Here is a 19280-nt window from a genome sequence, read left to right as displayed (position 1 = left end):
TAAAAGGTTGGTAAATTTAACGGCTGTGGTTCAAAACTGAAAAAATTATGTAATATTTAATTCTTTACTGCCCGCCGGGTGGGTGTTGCTGTGGGTTATTGGTACACCCGTACATAATCGACTTCCATCCAAAAGGGCAGGTCTGCATCTGTTATCGCACCAGGCCATCCTGCGCCACCCGATTGATTCAATATGATATAAAAGGGCTGATCAAATGGCCATTGTCGGCTGTCAGCACCGGCTGCCTTCTTATAGGAATAGCGGCTGATGCCATTCACAAAAAAAATGATTGCTTCCGGCGTCCATTCAATGGCATAGTCATTAAAGTCCTCCGTACGGTACGGCATTTGACTGGTGGCGGTACTGCTGCCGGAATTGAGATCCGTGACAGCGGCATTATGGATGGTCTGGTGCACCTGGTCTTCATTATTTACATGTTCCATAACATCAATCTCGCCACTGGCCGGCCAGTCACCGAAGGCCACGGGAAATTCCGGCATCATCCAGATCGCCGGCCAGGAGCCTTTTCCCCGGTTAAAACGGGCCCGGACTTCCAGCCTGCCATACTGAAAACTGAATTTGCCGGTTGTTTCTATGCCTACCGACTGGTAGCCGGCCGGGGTTTTATCCATTTTTAACCGCAACCGGCCCTCCGAAACCCTGGCAAACTGGGTATCCGGCTTTAAATAAAGCATCCAGGCGGGCTTTCCAGGTGCGGCAAAGGACCATTTGGAGGTATCGAACTGGCCCGAACCATTGAATTCATCCTGAAATATCAACTGGCGCCCGTTTTTTGTCACCTGCTGTGCCCCGCCGATTCTTGTAGACCGGCAGGCGCTGCAACCAAGAAGGATGATGGCCAGTACCGCGATGGGCTGCCAACTGATCGATCTAAACATTTTAAAAGACATAGTTCCTAATATTTAATGGACTCCAACCGCATGAATCCGCTGAAATCAGTCGAAAAGAAGGCAGGCGCCGCGGCAACCGGTCCCCTGTTTTCCGACCCAGTGGAAAAAAATACGGAAAAAAATTTGGTTTGGTAAAATTAAGGGTTTACTTTTATTATGTCATACATAATACTTTCAAATTTTAAAAAATCTTTTATGCTGCGAAATTGCTTGCGATACGGTCTGGCCATTTTATTGCTGCTTACTTCACTGGCGGGCTTTGGCCAGACGAAGGAAATCACCGGGAGCGTGCTTGACGAAAGCACCGGTGCCGCATTACCCGGAGCGACTATCGCCATCAAAAACACGTCCACAGCTGTACGGGCGGATAGTGAAGGCCAGTTTAGTATTAATGCATCTCCATCGGATGTACTGGTCATCTCTTATGCAGGTTATACTTCCAGGGAAGTAACTGCAAACAGCCCCACGCCCATTGTTATCACCCTTGCCAACGCCGAAGCCACGAAGCTGGATGAAGTTGTGGTAGTAGGATATGGCACCCAGAAAAGGTCGACTTTAACAGGTTCCATTTCCAAACTGGATAACCGGATTCTGGAAACCGGCACCCGGTCGAACCCGGCACAGGCGCTGGCGGGCACCATACCCGGTCTGCGGGTGGCGGCCGGAACAGGCCGGCCCGGATCTGTTGCTTCTATTGTTTTACGGGGCGGTACCAATTTTGACGGTTCCGGCAGTCCGCTGATTATAATGGACGGCCAGGTCTGGAACTCCCTAAGTGATATTAATCCCGAGGATATTGCCAGTATGGAAGTCCTCAAAGACGCTTCCGCTACGGCCATTTACGGAGCCCGGGCCAGCAACGGTGTCATTCTGGTCACATCCAAAAAAGGCAAGGCCGGAACTTCATCACTGACCCTGAAAGCCAACCGGGGCACCAATTTCCTGAACCTTCCCTATAATTTTCTAAGTGCGGAGGATTATATCCGCTGGACCCGGAAAGGTGTGGTACAGGCCATTATCAACGGTACTTTCGGTACGGTAGCTTCCAACTCCGCACTGGCAGCAGTAGGCCCCCGGGGTACCGGGAACCTGTATAAGGATCCGAATACCGGTGCCATCCTGGACGGTAATTATGACTCTCGCGCCATCTGGAGTGTCATGCGGTTGACAGATGAGAACCGGGAACTGCTCAGCCAGCCCGGCTGGAAGACCATGAAGGATGCAGTGCTGACCAATATGGACGGCAACTATGATCCAAATGGCAGCTATGCGGACCTTATTTTCCGCGATTTCAATTATGGCGATTACGGGCTGCAGGAGCGATCCGTGCTGCAGGACTATAATATCAGTATGACGGGTGGCAACGATAAAGGAGCCTACTATGCCAATCTGGGCTATTATGATGAAGACGGCCTTTCATTGAAGACTTTTTACAAAAGGCTCAGTTTTCTGCTGAATGCAGATTATAAGATCAAACCCTGGTTGAAATCCGAAAGTTCGCTGCAGTTCAATAAAGCCAACTGGCGCGACCAGTCCCTGTTTAACGGAGAATCCAATTACTGGGGCCGGATGTTATCTGCGCCACCTACCATGCGGGGCTATAATAGCAATGGGGAGCTCATCCTAGGACGTGACGCCAGTGATGGTAATCCCATCATGAATATAGATAAATATGAAAGAGACTATCAGTCCGACAAGTTTACGATCAATCAGTTCTTCAGAATTGACTTTATGCGGAATCTATATGCCCGGGTCGGCGGTATCTGGAAATATGATGAGCAATACCTGGAATCCTTTAACCATGATTTCCGTACCGGCATCATGAGCACCACAGATCCCAACCGGGGCTGGAACCGAGATCGTGCTTCTTCGGCTTCCTTTGACAGAACCCTGTATCAGACCTATAATGCCATTTTGAATTATAACCTGGATTTCCTGGGTAAAAGTCATATCGACGCGATGGTGGGTATGGAGTACTACAATGCCTATTCCAGGGGATTATCTGCCAGCGGCAGCCTGGCGCCCACGGATGATTTCGCTGATCTGGCTTTAACCCTGAACAATGCCACGACCCAGACCCGGGGCACGGATTCCTATCATAACCGGGATCGGATCATGTCGGGTTTTGGTCACCTGAATTATAATTGGGACGGCAAATACCTGGCCTCTTTCACCCTGAGACGGGAAGGTGTATCCCGGCTGACCGGTAATAATCAATACGGAACTTTCCCCGCAGCTTCACTGGGATGGCTTATCAGCAAGGAAGATTTTATGTCGCCTTTAAAAAGCTGGTTATCTTATTTGAAACTCAGGGCCAGTTGGGGTAAGAGTGGGAATATCGGTATTGGAACCAGTAATGCCATCGGACTTTATGAGGTACAGGGCTCCTATGGTTCCCAGACCCCTTATAACGGCACCATTGGTTTTCTGCAGACCGGTATCGGATTGCCGGACCTGAAATGGGAAAGCACCAATACCAGGGAAATTGGTATGGAATTCGGGTTGCTGCAAAACAAACTCAATGGTTCTGTGGCCTATTATAACCGGGTAACTGACGACAAACTGGCGTATGTAGTACTGCCGACGTCCTCCGGTATCAGCAGCATCCGTACCAATAACGGAAGCATGCGCAATAAAGGGGTGGAACTCGAACTCAGCTATAAACTCATCCAACGCGAAAACTTCAGCTGGCAGGTAGCAGCGAATGCCGCCTGGAATAAAAACACGGTCCTGAAACTGCCCTTTAACGGCAATGAGCGGAACCGCCAGGGCGGACAACAGGTCTTTGACCCTGCCAGCGGTCGCATCATCTGGGTAGGCGGTCTGCAGGAGGGTCAGGAATGGGGCGAACAATTTGGCTTTGTATCGGAAGGCATTATCCGCACTGCGGAAGACCTGGCCAATTACAACAAAGTCGATCTGGCTGCCGGACAGGTATGGTATGGCGCTTCTGCCGGAAAAAGGGTCGCCAGTCAGCAGCTCATTGATCAGCGGGGATTGAATGCCGGCGGCTTCAACTTTATTGCCACCCAGCTGGGGGATATGAAATGGAAGGACTTTGATCAGAATGATACAATCGATTACCGGGATATGACTTCCCTGGGACGCACCCTGCCCCGCTGGACCGGTGGTTTTAATACCACTGTGAGCTACAAGGGACTCAGCCTCTTTATGCGACTGGATTTTGCCCTGGGTCATGTGCAGCAGGACATGATGCAAATGTGGGCACTCGGCAGCTTTCAGGGAGAATTTAATGCGACAGATATTGTAAAAGATACCTGGACACCCGAAAATCCCAATGCCGCATTTCCCAGGTATACCTGGGCGGACCAGCTCAATACCAAGAACTATGACCGCCCCAGCAGTATGTTCTGGGTGAACTCCAGCTATCTGGCCTTCCGGGAAGTCTCACTGAGTTATTCCCTGCCGGCTTCGCTGCTGAAAAATACGGTTATCAGTGGTCTCACGCTGAATGCGACCGGTCAGAATCTGGGTTATATCACCAATAGCTTACTGAACCTGCCGGAACGTACGGGCAATCAGAACAGTGCCTATACCATTCCCACGCAGCTGATTTTCGGCGCCAAACTTACTTTCTAAAACATGCATAAATATTTTTGACATGAAACAAATTAAATATACGCTCGGGGTCCTGCTGCTGATGTGCTCGATCCTGTCCTGCCGCAAAGCGCTTGATATCTCGCCGGAAGATTATTTTGGTGACGGTAATTTCTGGCAGAACGAATCTCAGGTTTCCAATTTTATGGTCGGCCTGCACAATCAATTCCGCAATAACCAGTTCCAGTTTGTCCGGCTGGGTGAAATGCGGGGCGGTGGCTTCAGTAATGTGGATCGGCAGAATACTTCACTGAACGAGTTACCGATCATTGAACAAAGAATAGATGAGAACTCCTCAGGCGTCGGTTCCTGGGCCGGTTTTTACGGACCGATTCTGCAAATCAACCTGTTTATACAGAAAGTTACAGCAATCAGTTTTCTGGCCGAAGACCGTAAAAACTACCTGTTGGGACAGGCATACGCCATGCGGGCTTATTATTATTTCCACCTGTTGCGGACTTATGGCGGCGTTCCGTTGCGGCTGGAACCGGAAGTACTGAATGGCACGACTGATCCCGTGGAGCTGCGCAAAGCCCGGGCTACAGAGGCAGAAGTACTGGATGTCATTAAAAATGATATCAACAGTTCCATCGGCTTTTTTGGCACGGCAACCGGCCCGGCAGAGAAAAGTACCTGGAACCCTCAGGCAGCAAAGATGCTGAAAGGAGAAGTTTATCTCTGGTCCGCAAAAGTGTACAATAACACGGCGGATCTTGCAGAAGCTAAATCAGCACTGACGGCGATCTCCGGCCCGGCATTACAATCCGATTTCTCCACTGTTTTCGACTATGCCCATAAAAACAATAATGAGGTTATCATGTCGATCCGGTTCCGGGTGGGGGAAGCCGAAATGACCAATGTCGCAGCCTTCCTTTATTCCACATTCAATTTCGATGGCCAGCATTATAAGGATTCTTTAGGGACCGGTTCTACCCTGGTAGATCCCCTTGAAATCGCCGCTACCAATTCCCGGCAGATCATTCAACGCTATGGTTACACTTTTGAGATGTTTCAGGCTTATGACCCCGCCGATCAACGCAGGGACGCCACTTTTTACGACTATTACAAAGTGGATAAAAGTAAAAACCCGCCCCTGGTCACCGTCAGAAATACCGCACTGGTCAAATTCCTGGGAACCATCGATGCCAACAAAAGGTATTTTTCCGACGACTGGCCCGTGTATCGTGAAGCGGACCGTTTGCTGATGCTCGCTGAAATTGTAAATGCCGAAGGAGGAGATCCTTCCAGCTATATCCAGGCCATCCGGGACCGGGCTTTTGCAAATGCAGATCCCCATCCCTTTGTCAATGGCGGAAAAGATGCCAACGAACTGGCTATATTTGCGGAACGCAGCAAAGAATTTGTTCATGAGGGCAAACGCTGGTATGACCTGCGCCGTATGAAACTGGGCAACGAACCGCTGGTATTCAAAACTGTCAATCAGCCTTATGGTGTGCTGGACAAGAGTACGGAAGCTTATAAAGTGCTGTGGCCTATTGAACCCGCGATCTGGACCAATGATCCTTTGGTCAATCAGACGCCGGGTTATCCCACGGCAAAACCTGAATAAACAGACAGGTACTAAAAAATTAATCATTCACGCGCTATATTATCAAATATGAATACAGAAAAGCTGGTGGGCCTTATTGCCGCACCCTTTACACCCATGCACCCCGACGGAAGTCTGAATACGGATCTGATTCCGGCCTATTTCCGGCTGCTCCGGCAGAACAAAGTGATTGGCGCTTTTATCAATGGCTCCACCGGGGAAGGTGTCGCCCTCAGCGATGACGAAAAAAAAGCGGTCGCTGAAGCCTGGGCGGATGCCACCAGGGAGGATCCGGCCTTTAAAGTCATTAATCTCGTGGGAGGCACTTCCCTGAAAAGCAGTCAGACACTGGCGGCCCACAGCGCATCAATCGGTCTCTTTGGCGTGGCCTATACGGCGCCTTATTATTTTAAGCCTGCCCATGCAGCTGCACTGGCAAGCTGCTGTGCCGAAGTGGCGGCCGCTGTACCGGAAACGCCTTTTTATTATTATCATATTCCGGTACTTACCGGCTGTCATATTTCCATGTATGAGCTGCTGCAGGCCGTCAACGGCAGGATTCCCAATTTTGCGGGTATCAAGTATACCCATGAGGATTTTATGGATTTTCTCTCCTGTATCTACCTGGAAAATGGCCGATACGATATGCTTTGGGGGCGCGACGAAAACATGCTCTCTGCACTGATACTGGGCAGCTTTGGTGCAGTAGGCAGTACCTATAATTATGCTGCACCTTTATACCTGGAACTGATCGAAGCCTTTAAGAACGGCGCATTCGACCGGGCCCGGGACCTGCAGCATCAGTCGATTGAAATGATCCGGCTCCTGGGTAAATATGGCGGCATCGCTACCGGAAAGGCTTTTATGAAGTTGATCGGTATGGATTGCGGCAGCTTCAGGTTACCGGTACTCAATATGGATGAACCTGCCTTTGCAGCATTCAAAAAAGATGCCCTGGCTTTAGGTTTTGAAAATTATTGTTCCAAAACATCGGGAAATGAAGGGTAATTCCCATCCCTGCTTTGGTATCCGGCCCTGTCTGATCGCCGGAATGGTATTCCTTTTAAATGCCTGTAGTTCTATGCCTGAAAAGATCCCACAGATTCAATGGACCGTGTATAGCGAGCTGCCTGGCCAGGATGGTCATCCTTCGCCGGGTTATGCAGGACCGGTCACCGGTATTTATCATCATATGCTGCTGACGGCCGGCGGTGCCAATTTTCCGGATGCCATGCCCTGGGAAGGCGGTCATAAAAAATATTATGACCGGGCGTTTATGCTGCCGCTGGACGGTCCACCAGATGCTTTCCTGCAGGGCCGCCTGCCTTATCCGCTGGCTTATGCGGCCAACTGTAGTCTGGCAGACGGCATTGTTTGTGCCGGCGGAGAAAACGAATCGGGGCCACTGGATCAGGTGCTGCTCCTGCGCTGGCAGGGCGATTCCCTGCATGGGGAACGGCTGCCCGCACTCCCCCTCCCGCTCAGCAATGCCGCGATCGCGGCCATCGGAAGGGTATTGTATCTTGCAGGAGGTCAAGGTCCGGAAGGCAGTACGACCCTGTTCCTGAAACTGGATCTCGATCAACCGACGGCCGGCTGGCAGCAATTGGCGCGCCTGCCCCGGCCGGTCACCCATGGCCTGCTGATTGCTGCCGGAGATCAGCTCCTGCTGATGGGTGGCCGGAAATCCAATCCGGACGGCGTCAGTACCCTATATCAACAGGTAGACGCCTATTCGGTCAGTGAAAACCGCTGGACGGCCCGAAGCCCCCTGCCTTATAGCCTGAGTGCCGGTACGGCGCTGCGGATCGATGAAGATTTTATCGCCTTATTCGGTGGCGACCGGGGCGAAACATTCCATCAGACGGAATTACTCATCCGGGACATCCATAACAGTTCCGATTCCCTGCAGCAGCAGGAACTGCTGGAACGCAAGGCTGCCCTGCAGGCCAGTCATCCCGGATTCAGCAGGGAACTGCTCTATTATGATATCCGCCGGGATCACTGGATTCAGGGGCCGGACCTGCCATTCACGACCGCCGTGACCACGACCGCCGTAAGAACCAACCAGCGAATGTTCATTTCCGGCGGTGAGATCCGGGCAGGCGTCCGTACCCCCCGGATTATGGAAGGCAGGATCCTGATGCCGGATGAAACAAAGGAAATTTCACCCACTCAACCCATTACAGAATGATGCATGCAATGACAGATTCCGGAAAAAATAAATCCGCTTATCCCTGGGTGGTTGTAGGACTGCTCTGGGTCGTGGCCTTACTGAATTATATGGACCGGCAGATGCTGAGCACCATGCAGGAAGCCATGCAGCTGGACATCGCCGAATTAAAGTCCGCCGAAAGTTTCGGATTTCTGATGGCCATTTTTCTGTACATCTATGGATTTATGAGCCCTGTAGCCGGCAGTATCGCGGATCGGCTGAACCGTAAATGGCTGATCGTGGCCAGCCTTTTTGTATGGTCGGCCGTCACCTACGGTATGGGTCTGGCGACCAGCTATCAGCAGTTGCTCTGGCTCAGGGGGATCATGGGTATCAGTGAAGCTTTGTACATACCGACGGCGCTGGCATTGATCGCTGATTACCACAGTGAAAAAACCAGATCTCTGGCAGTGGGTATCCATATGACAGGTCTGTATGCAGGTCAGGCACTTGGCGGTTTCGGTGCCACAGTTGCGGCGGCTTACAGCTGGCATACGGCTTTTCACTGGTTTGGTATCATCGGAATTGGTTACGCCCTGCTGTTGGTTTTTCTTTTAAAAGACAAACACCGGGAACCGCGCCTGAACCCGGGCCGTTCCGCCAAAATCCCTTTTACCAAAGGGCTTTCCATCCTGTTTACGACCACCGCTTTCTGGATCATTCTGTTTTATTTTGCGGCACCCAGTCTACCGGGCTGGGCGACCAAGAACTGGCTGCCTACCCTGTTTTCCAAAAGCCTTGATATTCCCATGTCAGAAGCCGGCCCCCTGTCTACCATAATCATTGCATTGTCTTCCTTTGTAGGCGTGATCACCGGCGGCTTGCTTTCCGACCGATGGGTACAGCGCCATATAAGGGGCAGGATTTATACCAGTGCCATTGGGCTGGGGCTGACCCTCCCTTCCCTGATCCTCCTGGGTACCGGAGAAAGTTTTCTGGCGGTAACTGGTGCGGCAGTTTGTTTCGGGATCGGATTCGGCATTTTCGATGCCAATAATATGCCCATACTCTGTCAGTTTGTACCGCCCCGCTTAAGGGCGACCGCTTATGGCTTTATGAATATGGTTGGTGTTTTTGCAGGCGCCGCCGTGACGCAGGTGCTGGGCAGCTTTACCGATGACGGAAACCTCGGTCTGGGGTTTGCTGTACTGGCCATCATCGTTGCACTGGCACTGGTCCTGCAACTCCTTTTTCTAAAACCGCAACATCAGCAGTTCTCCGATGCGGGTAATTGACCCGCGACGAAAGCGCACTAAATAAAATATTATGAATAAAATGAACAGCTCCCTCCCTACCCCCATTCCGGAAAAAAATTTCCGGATCCTAACGAAAGCCGGCATCCTGCTGTTAAGCCTGATCTTACTGTTCCAGGCAGCGCCGGCAGTAGCACAGCAAATGAAACCGGTTTTTGTATCCGGAAAAGAAGGTCATAAAAGTTACCGGATTCCCGCGATCATCCGGCTGCCCTCCGGCAGCCTGCTGGCATTTGCGGAAGGCAGGGTGCACGGTGCAGGAGATTTCGGGGATATCAATATTGTCCTGAAAACCAGTAAAGACAACGGCGCTACCTGGAGTCCGATTCAGACCGTTGTAGATGCCGGCGACCTGCAGGCTGGCAATCCGGCACCCGTGGTCGATCTCACCGATCCGGCTTATCCGCAGGGAAGGGTTTTTCTTTTTTATAATACCGGCAACAACCATGAGGGAGAAGTCCGCAAGGGTCATGGACTGCGGGAGGTATGGTATACCAGTTCTGCCGATGGCGGCCAAAGCTGGTCGGCACCGGTCAATATCACCACCCAGACCCACCGCCCCAAACAGCCCGATATCAATCCCGCCTACAATTTTAAGGAAGACTGGCGCAGCTATGCCAATACCCCCGGCCATGCCATGCAGTTTTTAAGCGGGAAATACAAAGGTCGGATCTACGTGGCCGCCAATCATTCGGAAGGCGATCCACAGCCTCATTTTAAGGATTACCGGGCCCATGGATTTTATACCGATGATCACGGTAAGACTTTCCGGCTGAGTGAGAATGTGGACCTGGAGGGTGGCAATGAAAATATGGCGGCCCCCATCAGCGGCAGCCGCCTCATGCTGAACCTGCGCAACCAGCAGGGCCATGTCAAGGCCCGTTACACCGCCTTAAGCAAGAATGGCGGTCAAAGCTGGTACCGGCAGCGTTTCGACAGGAATTTGCCGGATCCGGTTTGTCAGGGCAGTCTGATTGCTATCGGCCGGCGCAGCCTGGCATTCTGTAATGCCGCCGATACCGCCAGACGCAATCACCTGACCCTGAGAATCAGCCATAACAACGGGAAGCGCTGGAAAAAAAGTATCCTGATCTATGCCAATCCCAACCAGCAAGATGCTGCCGCCTACTCCGATATCGTTGCCCTGGACCGGGGCCACATTGGTGTGCTGTTTGAAAAAGATGGTTATCGTGAAATTGCATTTACCACTGTTCAATGGAAATAAGAAATCATTTCTATCCGGGTTCCCCAGGAACAGGTGGCAGCTCCCCGGGGCAGCGACGACTGCAAAGCGACCCGGCGGGCCAGCTATGGCCCAGGGGCAGGTGGTGGTTGCTGCTCCTGATTTTTTTGGGTCTTGGAATAGCGGCACCTGTTGCTGCACAGAAACCGGCCGTCCGGGTCGCCTGCATCGGCAATTCTGTGACTTATGGCTGGGGGCTGCAAGACCGCGGGCGCAATTCCTATCCTGCGGTATTACAACAGCGACTGGGTTCGGGCTACCAGGTGGAAAATTTCGGACATAGCGGTGCTACCCTTTTAAGAAAGGGCCATAACCCCTATTACAAAACCGCGGCATTTCAGGCCGCCCTCCGCTTCCGGCCACAGATCGCAGTCATCCACCTGGGACTCAATGATACCGATCCGCGGAATTTCCCCCTTTACCGCGACGATTTTATACCAGATTATAACTGGCTGATCGATACCCTTCAGAAAACCAATCCAGGCATAAAAATTTATATCTGCAAGATGACGCCGATATTTACCGGCCACCCCCGCTTTCTTTCCAGTACCCAAAACTGGTACGAAGCATTGCAGCAGGATATAGAACAGGTTGCCCGGACCCGGCAATTACCACTGATCGATTTTCATGAGGCACTCCATAACCGGCCCGATCTGTTCACGGATGCCGCCACCCTCCATCCCAATCGGTCGGGTGCTGCTGAACTGGCCAGAATCGTATACCAGTACCTCAGCGGCAATTTTGGCGGGCTGCAATTGCCCCCTGTTTATACCAGCAATATGGTACTGCAACGTGATCAGCCTATTCGCATACAGGGCCTGGCGGATGCCGGCAGCAGGATTCGTATCCGCTGGAAGGAAAAAACCTATCAGGCCCAAGCCGGCTACAATGGTAAATGGCAGACTGAACTGCCTGCTGCTGCGGCGGATCGAAAGGGTCGGCGCATGGAAATCAGTGACGGCAGTCGCCGCATCCGTATCGATAATATCCTGATCGGTGATGTATGGCTCTGCGCAGGTCAGTCCAATATGTATTATCCCCTGAGCCAGAGTCTGGGTGCTGACAGCCTGATCCGGCATTCGGATCCGGGCCGGCCCTTAAGACTTTTCAATTATGATGTATATGCCCAAACCGATAACAAGGCCTGGAGCCCTGAGGCCCTGATCAAAGCCAACGAACTGGATTTTTTTTCAGGTTCCTGGCACACAGATGGCCCTGCCGCAGCTGCAGCTTTTTCGGCGGTCGGCTATGTATTCGGTCAGCAGCTACAAAGCCGGCTCGGGGTGCCTGTCGGTTTAATCGAAGTCGCCGTGGGCGGATCGCCACTGATCTCCTGGCTGAGCCGTGAAGCCCTGGAAAAGGATCCCCTGTTTGCACCCGCCTTTAAAAACTGGCGCCAATCAGATTATTTGATGGGCTGGTGCCGGCAGCGCGCAGATGAAAATCTTAAAAATACCAAGCAGCCTTATCAGCGGCATAGTTATGAGCCCGCCTTTAATTTCGAGGCAGCCATTGAAAAGCTGGTTCCTTTTCCGTTGAAGGGCATCATCTGGTACCAGGGTGAAAGCGATGCGGAAAATGCAGAACTCTATGAAAAGCTGTTTCCGCTGATGGTCCGGGACTATCGCAGGCAGTGGCATTCGGAACTTCCATTTTACTATGTGCAGCTCTCCAGTATTCAACGGCCCGGCTGGAACTATTTCAGGGACCTGCAACGGCGCCTGCTGGAAAAGATTCCCCATAGTGGTATGGCGGTCACCAGCGATCTTGGTGATCCTGTTGATGTGCATTATAAAGACAAAATTCCTGTAGGCAGCCGGTTGGCCCGGCTGGCCCTTCATTTCAGTTATCACCTGAATATCGTTCCTTCGGGGCCCTTGTTTCAGCGCGCCGGGCTGGCAGGTGATCAGATCAACATAGCATTCAAATACAGTAAGGGACTTCGCACTTCGGACGGCCAGGCCCTCCGGGGTTTCGAAATCCAGACCGCCAGAGGCGAATTCCTGAAGGTACCGGCTTTTATTCACCAGGACAGGGTCTACCTTCAAATACCCGCTGATCTCGCGGTCATTAAAATTGCCTACGGCTGGCAGCCTTTTACCCGGGCCAACCTGGTCAATCAGGAAGGTTTACCGGCCAGTAGTTTTATCTACTCCATTCAACATCCATAAACTCAATATCGTGAACCAGCAACAACTCGGCGATTTAGCCACTTTTTACCGCAACCAGCTGTTAAACAATACCCTTCCTTTCTGGTTTCCGAAAAGTTATGATACCGAATACGGAGGCTATTTGCTGATGCGGGACCGGGATGGCTCCCTGATAGATGATGATAAAGCGGTATGGATTCAGGGTCGGACGGCCTGGCTGCTGGCGACCCTGTACAATACCATCGAGCCCAGGGAAAGCTGGCTGGAAGGCGCGCGGCTGGGAATCGATTTTTTAAACCGTCATTGTTTTGACAGGGACGGCCAGATGTACTTTCATGTTACCCGCGAGGGCCAGCCGATACGCAAACGCCGGTACTTTTTCTCAGAAACTTTTGCGGCCATCGCCCATGCTGCCTATGCCAAGGCCAGCGGTGATGCCGGGATGGCAGAAAGGGCCCGTGACCTGTTCAGTACCTGCATTGAATATGCATCAGGCAAAAAAAGCCTGTCGCCAAAATTTACGGAGACCCGGCCTGCCAAAGGCATCGGGGTGCCGATGATCATGATCAATACCGCACAACAGATCCGGGAAACCATCGGTGATCCCCGTTGTGACGCCTACATCGATCGCTGGATTGAAGAAATAGAAAGGGATTTTGTCAAAGATGATATTCAGTGTGTCATGGAACAGGTAGCCCCCGATGGCAGCATCATCGATCATATTGACGGGCGCACCCTGAACCCCGGTCACGCCATTGAGGGCGCCTGGTTCATCCTGCACGAAGCCCGCTATCGCAATAACGATGCACACCTGACGGCCCTGGGCTGCCGGATGCTGGATTATATGTGGGAACGGGGCTGGGACGCGCAGTACGGCGGTATTTTTTATTTCAGGGATGTCTATGGCAAACCGGTGCAGGAGTACTGGCAGGATATGAAATTCTGGTGGCCGCAGAATGAAACCATTATTGCCACTTTACTGGCCTATCTGATGACCGGTGACGAAAAATACCTGTACCGCCATCAACAGATCAAAGACTATAGCTATCAACATTTTCAGGACCCTGAATTCGGGGAATGGTATGGCTATCTTCACCGGGACGGCCGGATAGCGCAAACCGCCAAGGGCAATCTGTTCAAAGGGCCTTTCCACCTGCCCAGGCAGGAATGGTACTGCACCCGGGTTCTGGAAACCTATCCCGCTGTTCCCTGACCAGCCGAAGAACGGCCTGGTTGTTCTAGTCCTTCTTGACCGACCGGTATTTTACCGGCGGCATACCGGTAACCTGTTTGAATCTTTTGGAGAAATAATAGGGATCGTCAAATCCCAGGGTAAGGGCAATTTCCTTGATGGATTTATCGGTAAAATCCAATTGTTGACAGGCGAGCTGAATCTTCATCTGCATAAAGTAATCCATCGGCGCATAGCCGGTCTTCTGTTTGAAGAGATTTGAAAATCGGGATACCGAATAATTGGAATAATTACTGATATCCTTTAAGGTCAGCATATCGGTGATATGCTCCTGCATATAAAGGATGGCCTGATCCACACAATCCGGCTTGGTCTGTTCGACGGTTGTATAATGGCGGCTGTTGAACACAAATAGGGAGAGAAACTGGGAAAGGCACCAGTTGGCAAACATCAGGTGATCCTGACTGTAACCCAATTCGAGGGTCTGGTACATTTTATTAAAAGTGGCGATAATATCACCGTTGTCTTTTACGTATCTCGGTTCAAAATGGGCACGTACTGTATGCAGCCTGTTGAGGGCAGGTAAACCCAGCCCCCCGAAATGTATCCAGTAAATACTCCATGGATCATGTTCCGCACTCGCGTAAGCATGCTCGACATTCTGCGGCAGGATAAAAAACTCATTCGGACCGATCGTATAGCGTTGTCCCTCCAGTTCGTACATGCCGTAGCCATCCACGCAATAAAAAAGAAAATTTTCATGCAGGCCATGCTTTCTTTTGGTAAAATGTCCCTTCGCCTTGGGATAGAATCCGAGGCTGGAGATATACAATCCGTTCATCAGGGGATTGTTCTGTACATTGGCCTTGAGTATCGGTCGCGGGATTTCTATTCTTCTACGCCCCACGCCATACCAGATATTTTTTCGGGATCCCTGCTTAAGTTCTTCAGTACTCATCAATTAATCAAATTTCTATTAGGAACATTGCAATCCTTATCCTTTAAAGGGAACTAAATTAATAATTTTTAACCGATTTCCTTACGGTCCGTTTCAGTTTTCAGAATTCTTATTCCGCCTTCATTTACTTATATTCGGCCCAAAACGAACAAAAAAATGAAAGTCCCTGTTTATGCCTGCCGCCTACTGGCCCTGTTATTTATCTGTCCCCTGTTCTCCAGCGCTGAAATTCAGCTGCCCTGGTTTTTCAGTGATGGAATGGTGCTGCAACAACAATCTGAACCCGCCATCTGGGGCTGGACCGACCAGAAAGCGGCCGTCACTGTGATCAGCTCCTGGGACCACAAAAAATATACTGCCCAACCGGATCAAAAAGGACGCTGGACGGTCCGGCTGAAGACGCCACCCGCGGGAGGCCCCTTCGAAATCACGGTTTCGGACGGCAGCACAAAACAAATCCGGGATATTCTCATTGGTGAAGTCTGGGTCTGTTCGGGCCAGTCCAATATGGAAATGCCTTTGCGCGGGTTCAGAAATCAGCCCGTTGATGGATCCAATAAGCTGATCCTGGAATCTGCAAATGATCAAATCCGGATCTATACCATTCCCCGTTCCACCCGTCCCCTCCCACTGGACACCAGTAAAAACAATTACTGGAAAAAAGCCGGCCCGGAAACTGTTGAAAATTTCAGTGCCGTCGGATACTATTTTGGAAAACTATTATACGATCAGCTCCAGGTTCCGATAGGCCTGATCAACTGCAGTTACGGTGGCAGTCCGGTTGAAGCTTTTATGGACGCCGCTTCCCTGCAGGATTATGATTTCAAGCTGCCGGATCCAACAACCACCAGCCGGCTGAGCAACCAGGTGCCTACCGTTCTGTATAATGGAATGGTCCATCCCCTGGAGGGTTATGGCATCCGGGGCTGTATCTGGTACCAGGGAGAGTCCAATGCTTCCCGACCGGATCAATACGAAAAATTGTTTCCCGATTTTGTCCACATGCTGCGGGCCCGGTTCGGTCAAGGCGATTTTCCCTTCTATTATGTTCAGATCGCTCCTTATGATTATAATGGCAATAAGAAAAAAGGCGATACCCTGCTGAACTCCGCTTATTTGCGGGATGCCCAGCGCAAGGCACTGGAAAAAATCCCCAACAGCGGCATGGTCGTCACCATGGACATCGGTGATGATCAGACCATTCATCCCCGTGATAAAAAAACGGTAGCTTACCGGCTGGCCCTGCTGGCCTTACAGCAAACCTACCAGATGAAAGGATTTCAAAGTGAGAGTCCCCGATTCGAGCGTCTGGAAATCAAGGACCAGACCGCCCTGCTGCATTTTAGCCATGCCCCCAACGGTTTGTCAGCTTATGGCCAGGAACTGACCGGTTTTGAAATCGCCGGTGCCGACAAAAAGTTTTACCCCGCCCGGGCCCGGCTGGTAGCCGGCGGTGTAGCAGTGTCTGCCGCGGAAGTCCCTTCACCCGTGGCGGTTCGGTATGCCTTCAAAGATTATATTCAGGGACATTTATTTAATACGGCAGGTCTTCCGGCCTCTTCTTTCAGAACAGATGACTGGGAGCCGGAAATACAGGTGAAGTGAACGACCCATTTATACAAAAAACAGTTTTCTGCCTTAGATCCCAAAAGCTAAGACTATTGGGTTTTACGGTAGGTTTTATAAAAATATGCGGCTGATTCCCTACTATATTATTTCCTTTTTTTTGCTGTTAACAGGCCCCATGCAGCTATTGGCCCAACCAGTTGAGCTCGGACAATATAATGTGGTATGGTCCACCCAGAGTGAAAACGCGGCGGCTTCGATGCCGCTCGGCGGGGGCGGTATTGGCTGTAATGTATGGGTAGAAAACAATGAACTATTGCTGTATTTTTCCCAGAGTGGCAGTTTTGATGAAAACAATACGTTCTTAAAATCTGGCAGGCTACGCATCAGACTGAGCCCGGATCCCATTTCCAATCTCGATTTCAGACAGGAACTCCGGTTGGCCGACGGTAGTATTTATATCAACTCGGCCAATAAAGGCATCCGGGCAAGGATCCATTTATGGGTGGATGTTTTCCATCCGGTCATCCATATCGATATACAGACCAATAAAGCCACAAAAGCCGAAGCGATTTATGAAACCTGGCGGTTCAGGGACCAGGTCCAGACGGGAAAGTTAAACAATGCCAATTCCTGGAAATGGGCCAAACACCTCACCATTATGACCCGGAAAGACCAGGTAGGCTATGAAGGCCGGGATTTGATGTTCTACCACCGCAACAGCAGTCCTACGGTTTTCGATGCCACGGTGCTGCAACAGGGACTGGATTCAATAAAAAACCAACTATTCAATCCGCTGGCCGGGTTAACCAGTGGCGGGCTGATAACAGGAAAACATTTTAAGCAGGGGCGGAAATCAGCAGGCATCTATATCAACACACCTTTCGAAGGGTATAGTCTCATCAGCGAACGGCCATCCCGTTCGCATCAGGTGCGGATATTCCTGCTGCAGCAGCAAACGCCTTCTGCGGAAGCATGGAAGCAGGAAATTCAGTCCATGAGCCACAAGTATAAAGCCCGTCCGGAAGCCAGCCGGGACTGGTGGCGGCAGTTCTGGGAACGTAGCTTTATTTTTATCAATACCCATGGCGGGCCTGATCCACAGAATGAAGCCTGGCAGGCGGGCCGCAATTACCAGTTGTTTCGGTATATGCTGGGATGCAATGCCTATGGCGCTTATCCCACCAAATTCAACGGTGGTCTGTTCACCGTTGATCCTGTTTTTACAGATTCGACCATCAAGGGTACGCCGGATCACCGGAACTGGGGCGGCGGTACGTTTACGGCCCAGAACCAGCGACTGGTCTACTGGCCCATGCTTAAGAGCGGGGATTTCGATATGATGCGCCCCCAGTTTGATTTTTACAATCGCTTACTCCAAACAGCACTCCTCCGCACGCGAACCTACTGGAATCATGGCGGCGCGCATTTCAATGAACAGGTGGAGAATTTCGGCTTGCCGAATCCCACCGAGTATGGTTGGAAACGTCCAACTGACTTCGACCCGGGACTGGAATACAATGCCTGGCTGGAATACGAATGGGATACCGTACTGGAATTCTGTGCCATGATCCTGGATACCTATTATTATAATGGCAGCGATATCAGGCAGTACCTGCCGCTGATTCAAAATGCATTGATCTTTTTTGACGAACATTACCAGTACCTGGCCCGCAAAAGAAGTGCCCGGACCATGGACGAAAACGGCCACCTGATCCTCTACCCCGGTTCAGCTGCAGAAACTTTCAAAATGGCATATAATCCCAGCTCCACAATTGCGGCGCTGACCAGTCTGACCGAAGCCTTGCTCCGGTTGCCGGACAGTCTGCTGCAACCGGCGGACCGGAAGTATTTCCAGGAATTTCAGCAGCGCATCCCGCCGATTCCCTATATGCAGTATAAGGGGCACACTACCATTGCACCGGCCATCACCTGGGCCCGGGTAAATAATACGGAAACACCCCAGCTCTATCCGGTTTTTCCATGGGGCCTTTTCGGTATGGGCCGTCCAGGACTGGATACAGCAATTAATACCTACAGACTCGACAGTTTCGCAGTAAAATTCCGCAGCGCCAAAGGATGGAAACAGGATAATATTTTTGCTGCCCGCCTGGGACTCACCGAGGAAGCCGCCCGCCTGACCCTACTCAAATTAAAGGACAGCGAACGGCGCTTTCCTGCTTTCTGGGGGCCGGGTTTTGACTGGGTGCCGGATCACAATTGGGGGGGCTCCGGCATGATCGGTCTGCAGGAAATGTTATTACAGGCAGTAGACAACCGGCTTTATTTATTTCCGGCCTGGCCCGATTCCTGGGATGTGCATTTCAGGTTACACGCGCCGGGCAATACCATCGTAGAGGCCCGCCTCCGTTCCGGAAAAATCCAGGTGCTGCAGATCAGCCCCAAAAGCCGGCAAAAGGATATTATCTCCTCTGTACCGTAAAGAAAATTTCAAGGACTCAGGTCTGAAGAATCTAAAAAAACACCCCCCAAAGACATAATAATAGATTAAGGCCTTAATTAATTAGTGTCACAACACCAAAAGCCATCATTTTGGTGAAATTTCATTGAAAAAATATAAAATTATAATTAAATATAATATCTAACACTGCGTTTAAAAACAGG

At 51.1% G+C, this 19280-nt stretch carries 12 protein-coding genes; 10 read left to right on the top strand and 2 right to left on the bottom strand.

Annotation, left to right across the window (positions count from 1 at the left end; translation table 11 throughout):
- Positions 1 to 95 precede the first annotated feature (95 nt).
- Positions 96 to 911 (bottom strand): glycoside hydrolase family 16 protein, encoded by an 816-nt coding sequence (locus tag ACYVI9_RS17630; RefSeq protein WP_460767308.1) that lies wholly within the window; start codon positions 909 to 911, stop codon positions 96 to 98.
- Positions 912 to 1106: 195 nt separating this feature from the next.
- On the opposite strand from ACYVI9_RS17630, the gene ACYVI9_RS17625 reads away from it, so the two are divergent.
- Genes ACYVI9_RS17625 through ACYVI9_RS17590 form a run of 8 tightly spaced genes read left to right on the top strand, consistent with a single transcriptional unit; the run spans position 1107 to position 14152 of the window.
- Positions 1107 to 4511 (top strand): SusC/RagA family TonB-linked outer membrane protein, encoded by a 3405-nt coding sequence (locus ACYVI9_RS17625; protein WP_460767306.1) that lies wholly within the window; start codon positions 1107 to 1109, stop codon positions 4509 to 4511.
- A 22-nt stretch (positions 4512 to 4533) separates the two neighbouring features.
- Entirely contained in the window at positions 4534 to 6099 is a 1566-nt protein-coding gene (locus ACYVI9_RS17620) for a RagB/SusD family nutrient uptake outer membrane protein (protein WP_460767304.1), read from the top strand.
- 48 nt (positions 6100 to 6147) lie between these two features.
- Positions 6148 to 7086: a dihydrodipicolinate synthase family protein gene (locus ACYVI9_RS17615; protein ID WP_460767301.1), complete on the top strand. Its 939-nt coding sequence runs from the start codon at positions 6148 to 6150 to the stop codon at positions 7084 to 7086.
- On the top strand, positions 7076 to 8272 hold the full coding sequence (locus ACYVI9_RS17610; RefSeq protein WP_460767299.1) for a hypothetical protein: 1197 nt from the start codon (positions 7076 to 7078) through the stop codon (positions 8270 to 8272). The genes ACYVI9_RS17615 and ACYVI9_RS17610 overlap by 11 nt, the downstream gene beginning before the upstream one ends.
- On the top strand, positions 8269 to 9528 hold the full coding sequence (locus ACYVI9_RS17605; protein WP_460767297.1) for an MFS transporter: 1260 nt from the start codon (positions 8269 to 8271) through the stop codon (positions 9526 to 9528). The genes ACYVI9_RS17610 and ACYVI9_RS17605 overlap by 4 nt, the downstream gene beginning before the upstream one ends.
- A gap of 31 nt (positions 9529 to 9559) precedes the next feature.
- The gene (locus tag ACYVI9_RS17600) at positions 9560 to 10771 is read left to right on the top strand and encodes a sialidase family protein (protein WP_460767294.1); all 1212 of its coding nucleotides are present in this window, start codon (positions 9560 to 9562) and stop codon (positions 10769 to 10771) included.
- Positions 10762 to 12960, top strand: coding sequence for a GDSL-type esterase/lipase family protein (locus tag ACYVI9_RS17595; protein WP_460767292.1), 2199 nt, complete (start codon positions 10762 to 10764; stop codon positions 12958 to 12960). Before ACYVI9_RS17600 ends, ACYVI9_RS17595 begins: the two co-directional genes overlap by 10 nt.
- 10 nt (positions 12961 to 12970) lie before the next feature.
- The gene (locus ACYVI9_RS17590) at positions 12971 to 14152 is read left to right on the top strand and encodes an AGE family epimerase/isomerase (protein WP_460767290.1); all 1182 of its coding nucleotides are present in this window, start codon (positions 12971 to 12973) and stop codon (positions 14150 to 14152) included.
- 25 nt (positions 14153 to 14177) lie between these two features.
- On the opposite strand, the gene ACYVI9_RS17585 is transcribed toward ACYVI9_RS17590, so the two are convergent.
- Entirely contained in the window at positions 14178 to 15089 is a 912-nt protein-coding gene (locus tag ACYVI9_RS17585) for an AraC family transcriptional regulator (protein WP_460767287.1), read from the bottom strand.
- A gap of 156 nt (positions 15090 to 15245) precedes the next feature.
- Here ACYVI9_RS17585 and ACYVI9_RS17580 point away from each other — a divergent pair, with 156 nt between their 5' ends.
- Positions 15246 to 16694 carry a sialate O-acetylesterase gene (locus ACYVI9_RS17580; protein WP_460767285.1) on the top strand — a complete coding sequence of 483 codons (1449 nt, stop codon included), beginning with the start codon at positions 15246 to 15248 and terminating at the stop codon, positions 16692 to 16694.
- A gap of 85 nt (positions 16695 to 16779) precedes the next feature.
- Entirely contained in the window at positions 16780 to 19098 is a 2319-nt protein-coding gene (locus ACYVI9_RS17575; RefSeq protein ID WP_460767282.1) for a DUF5703 domain-containing protein, read from the top strand.
- The last annotated feature ends 182 nt before the right edge of the window (positions 19099 to 19280 follow it).

The sequence above is a fragment of the Niabella terrae genome (genome assembly GCF_054783135.1).
This window is presented reverse-complemented; position numbering and strand designations above follow the sequence as displayed.

Excerpts from the sequence above, each read along its gene's own strand:
- ACYVI9_RS17575 (WP_460767282.1), top strand. The coding sequence starts at position 16,780 with ATGCGGCTGATTCCCTACTATATTATTTCCTTTTTTTTGCTGTTAACA.
- ACYVI9_RS17615 (WP_460767301.1), top strand. The coding sequence starts at position 6,148 with ATGAATACAGAAAAGCTGGTGGGCCTTATTGCCGCACCCTTTACACCC.
- ACYVI9_RS17625 (WP_460767306.1), top strand. The coding sequence starts at position 1,107 with ATGCTGCGAAATTGCTTGCGATACGGTCTGGCCATTTTATTGCTGCTT.
- ACYVI9_RS17580 (WP_460767285.1), top strand. The coding sequence starts at position 15,246 with ATGAAAGTCCCTGTTTATGCCTGCCGCCTACTGGCCCTGTTATTTATC.
- ACYVI9_RS17605 (WP_460767297.1), top strand. The coding sequence starts at position 8,269 with ATGATGCATGCAATGACAGATTCCGGAAAAAATAAATCCGCTTATCCC.
- ACYVI9_RS17630 (WP_460767308.1), bottom strand. The coding sequence starts at position 911 with ATGTCTTTTAAAATGTTTAGATCGATCAGTTGGCAGCCCATCGCGGTA.
- ACYVI9_RS17585 (WP_460767287.1), bottom strand. The coding sequence starts at position 15,089 with ATGAGTACTGAAGAACTTAAGCAGGGATCCCGAAAAAATATCTGGTAT.
- ACYVI9_RS17595 (WP_460767292.1), top strand. The coding sequence starts at position 10,762 with ATGGAAATAAGAAATCATTTCTATCCGGGTTCCCCAGGAACAGGTGGC.
- ACYVI9_RS17620 (WP_460767304.1), top strand. The coding sequence starts at position 4,534 with ATGAAACAAATTAAATATACGCTCGGGGTCCTGCTGCTGATGTGCTCG.
- ACYVI9_RS17600 (WP_460767294.1), top strand. The coding sequence starts at position 9,560 with ATGAATAAAATGAACAGCTCCCTCCCTACCCCCATTCCGGAAAAAAAT.
- ACYVI9_RS17610 (WP_460767299.1), top strand. The coding sequence starts at position 7,076 with ATGAAGGGTAATTCCCATCCCTGCTTTGGTATCCGGCCCTGTCTGATC.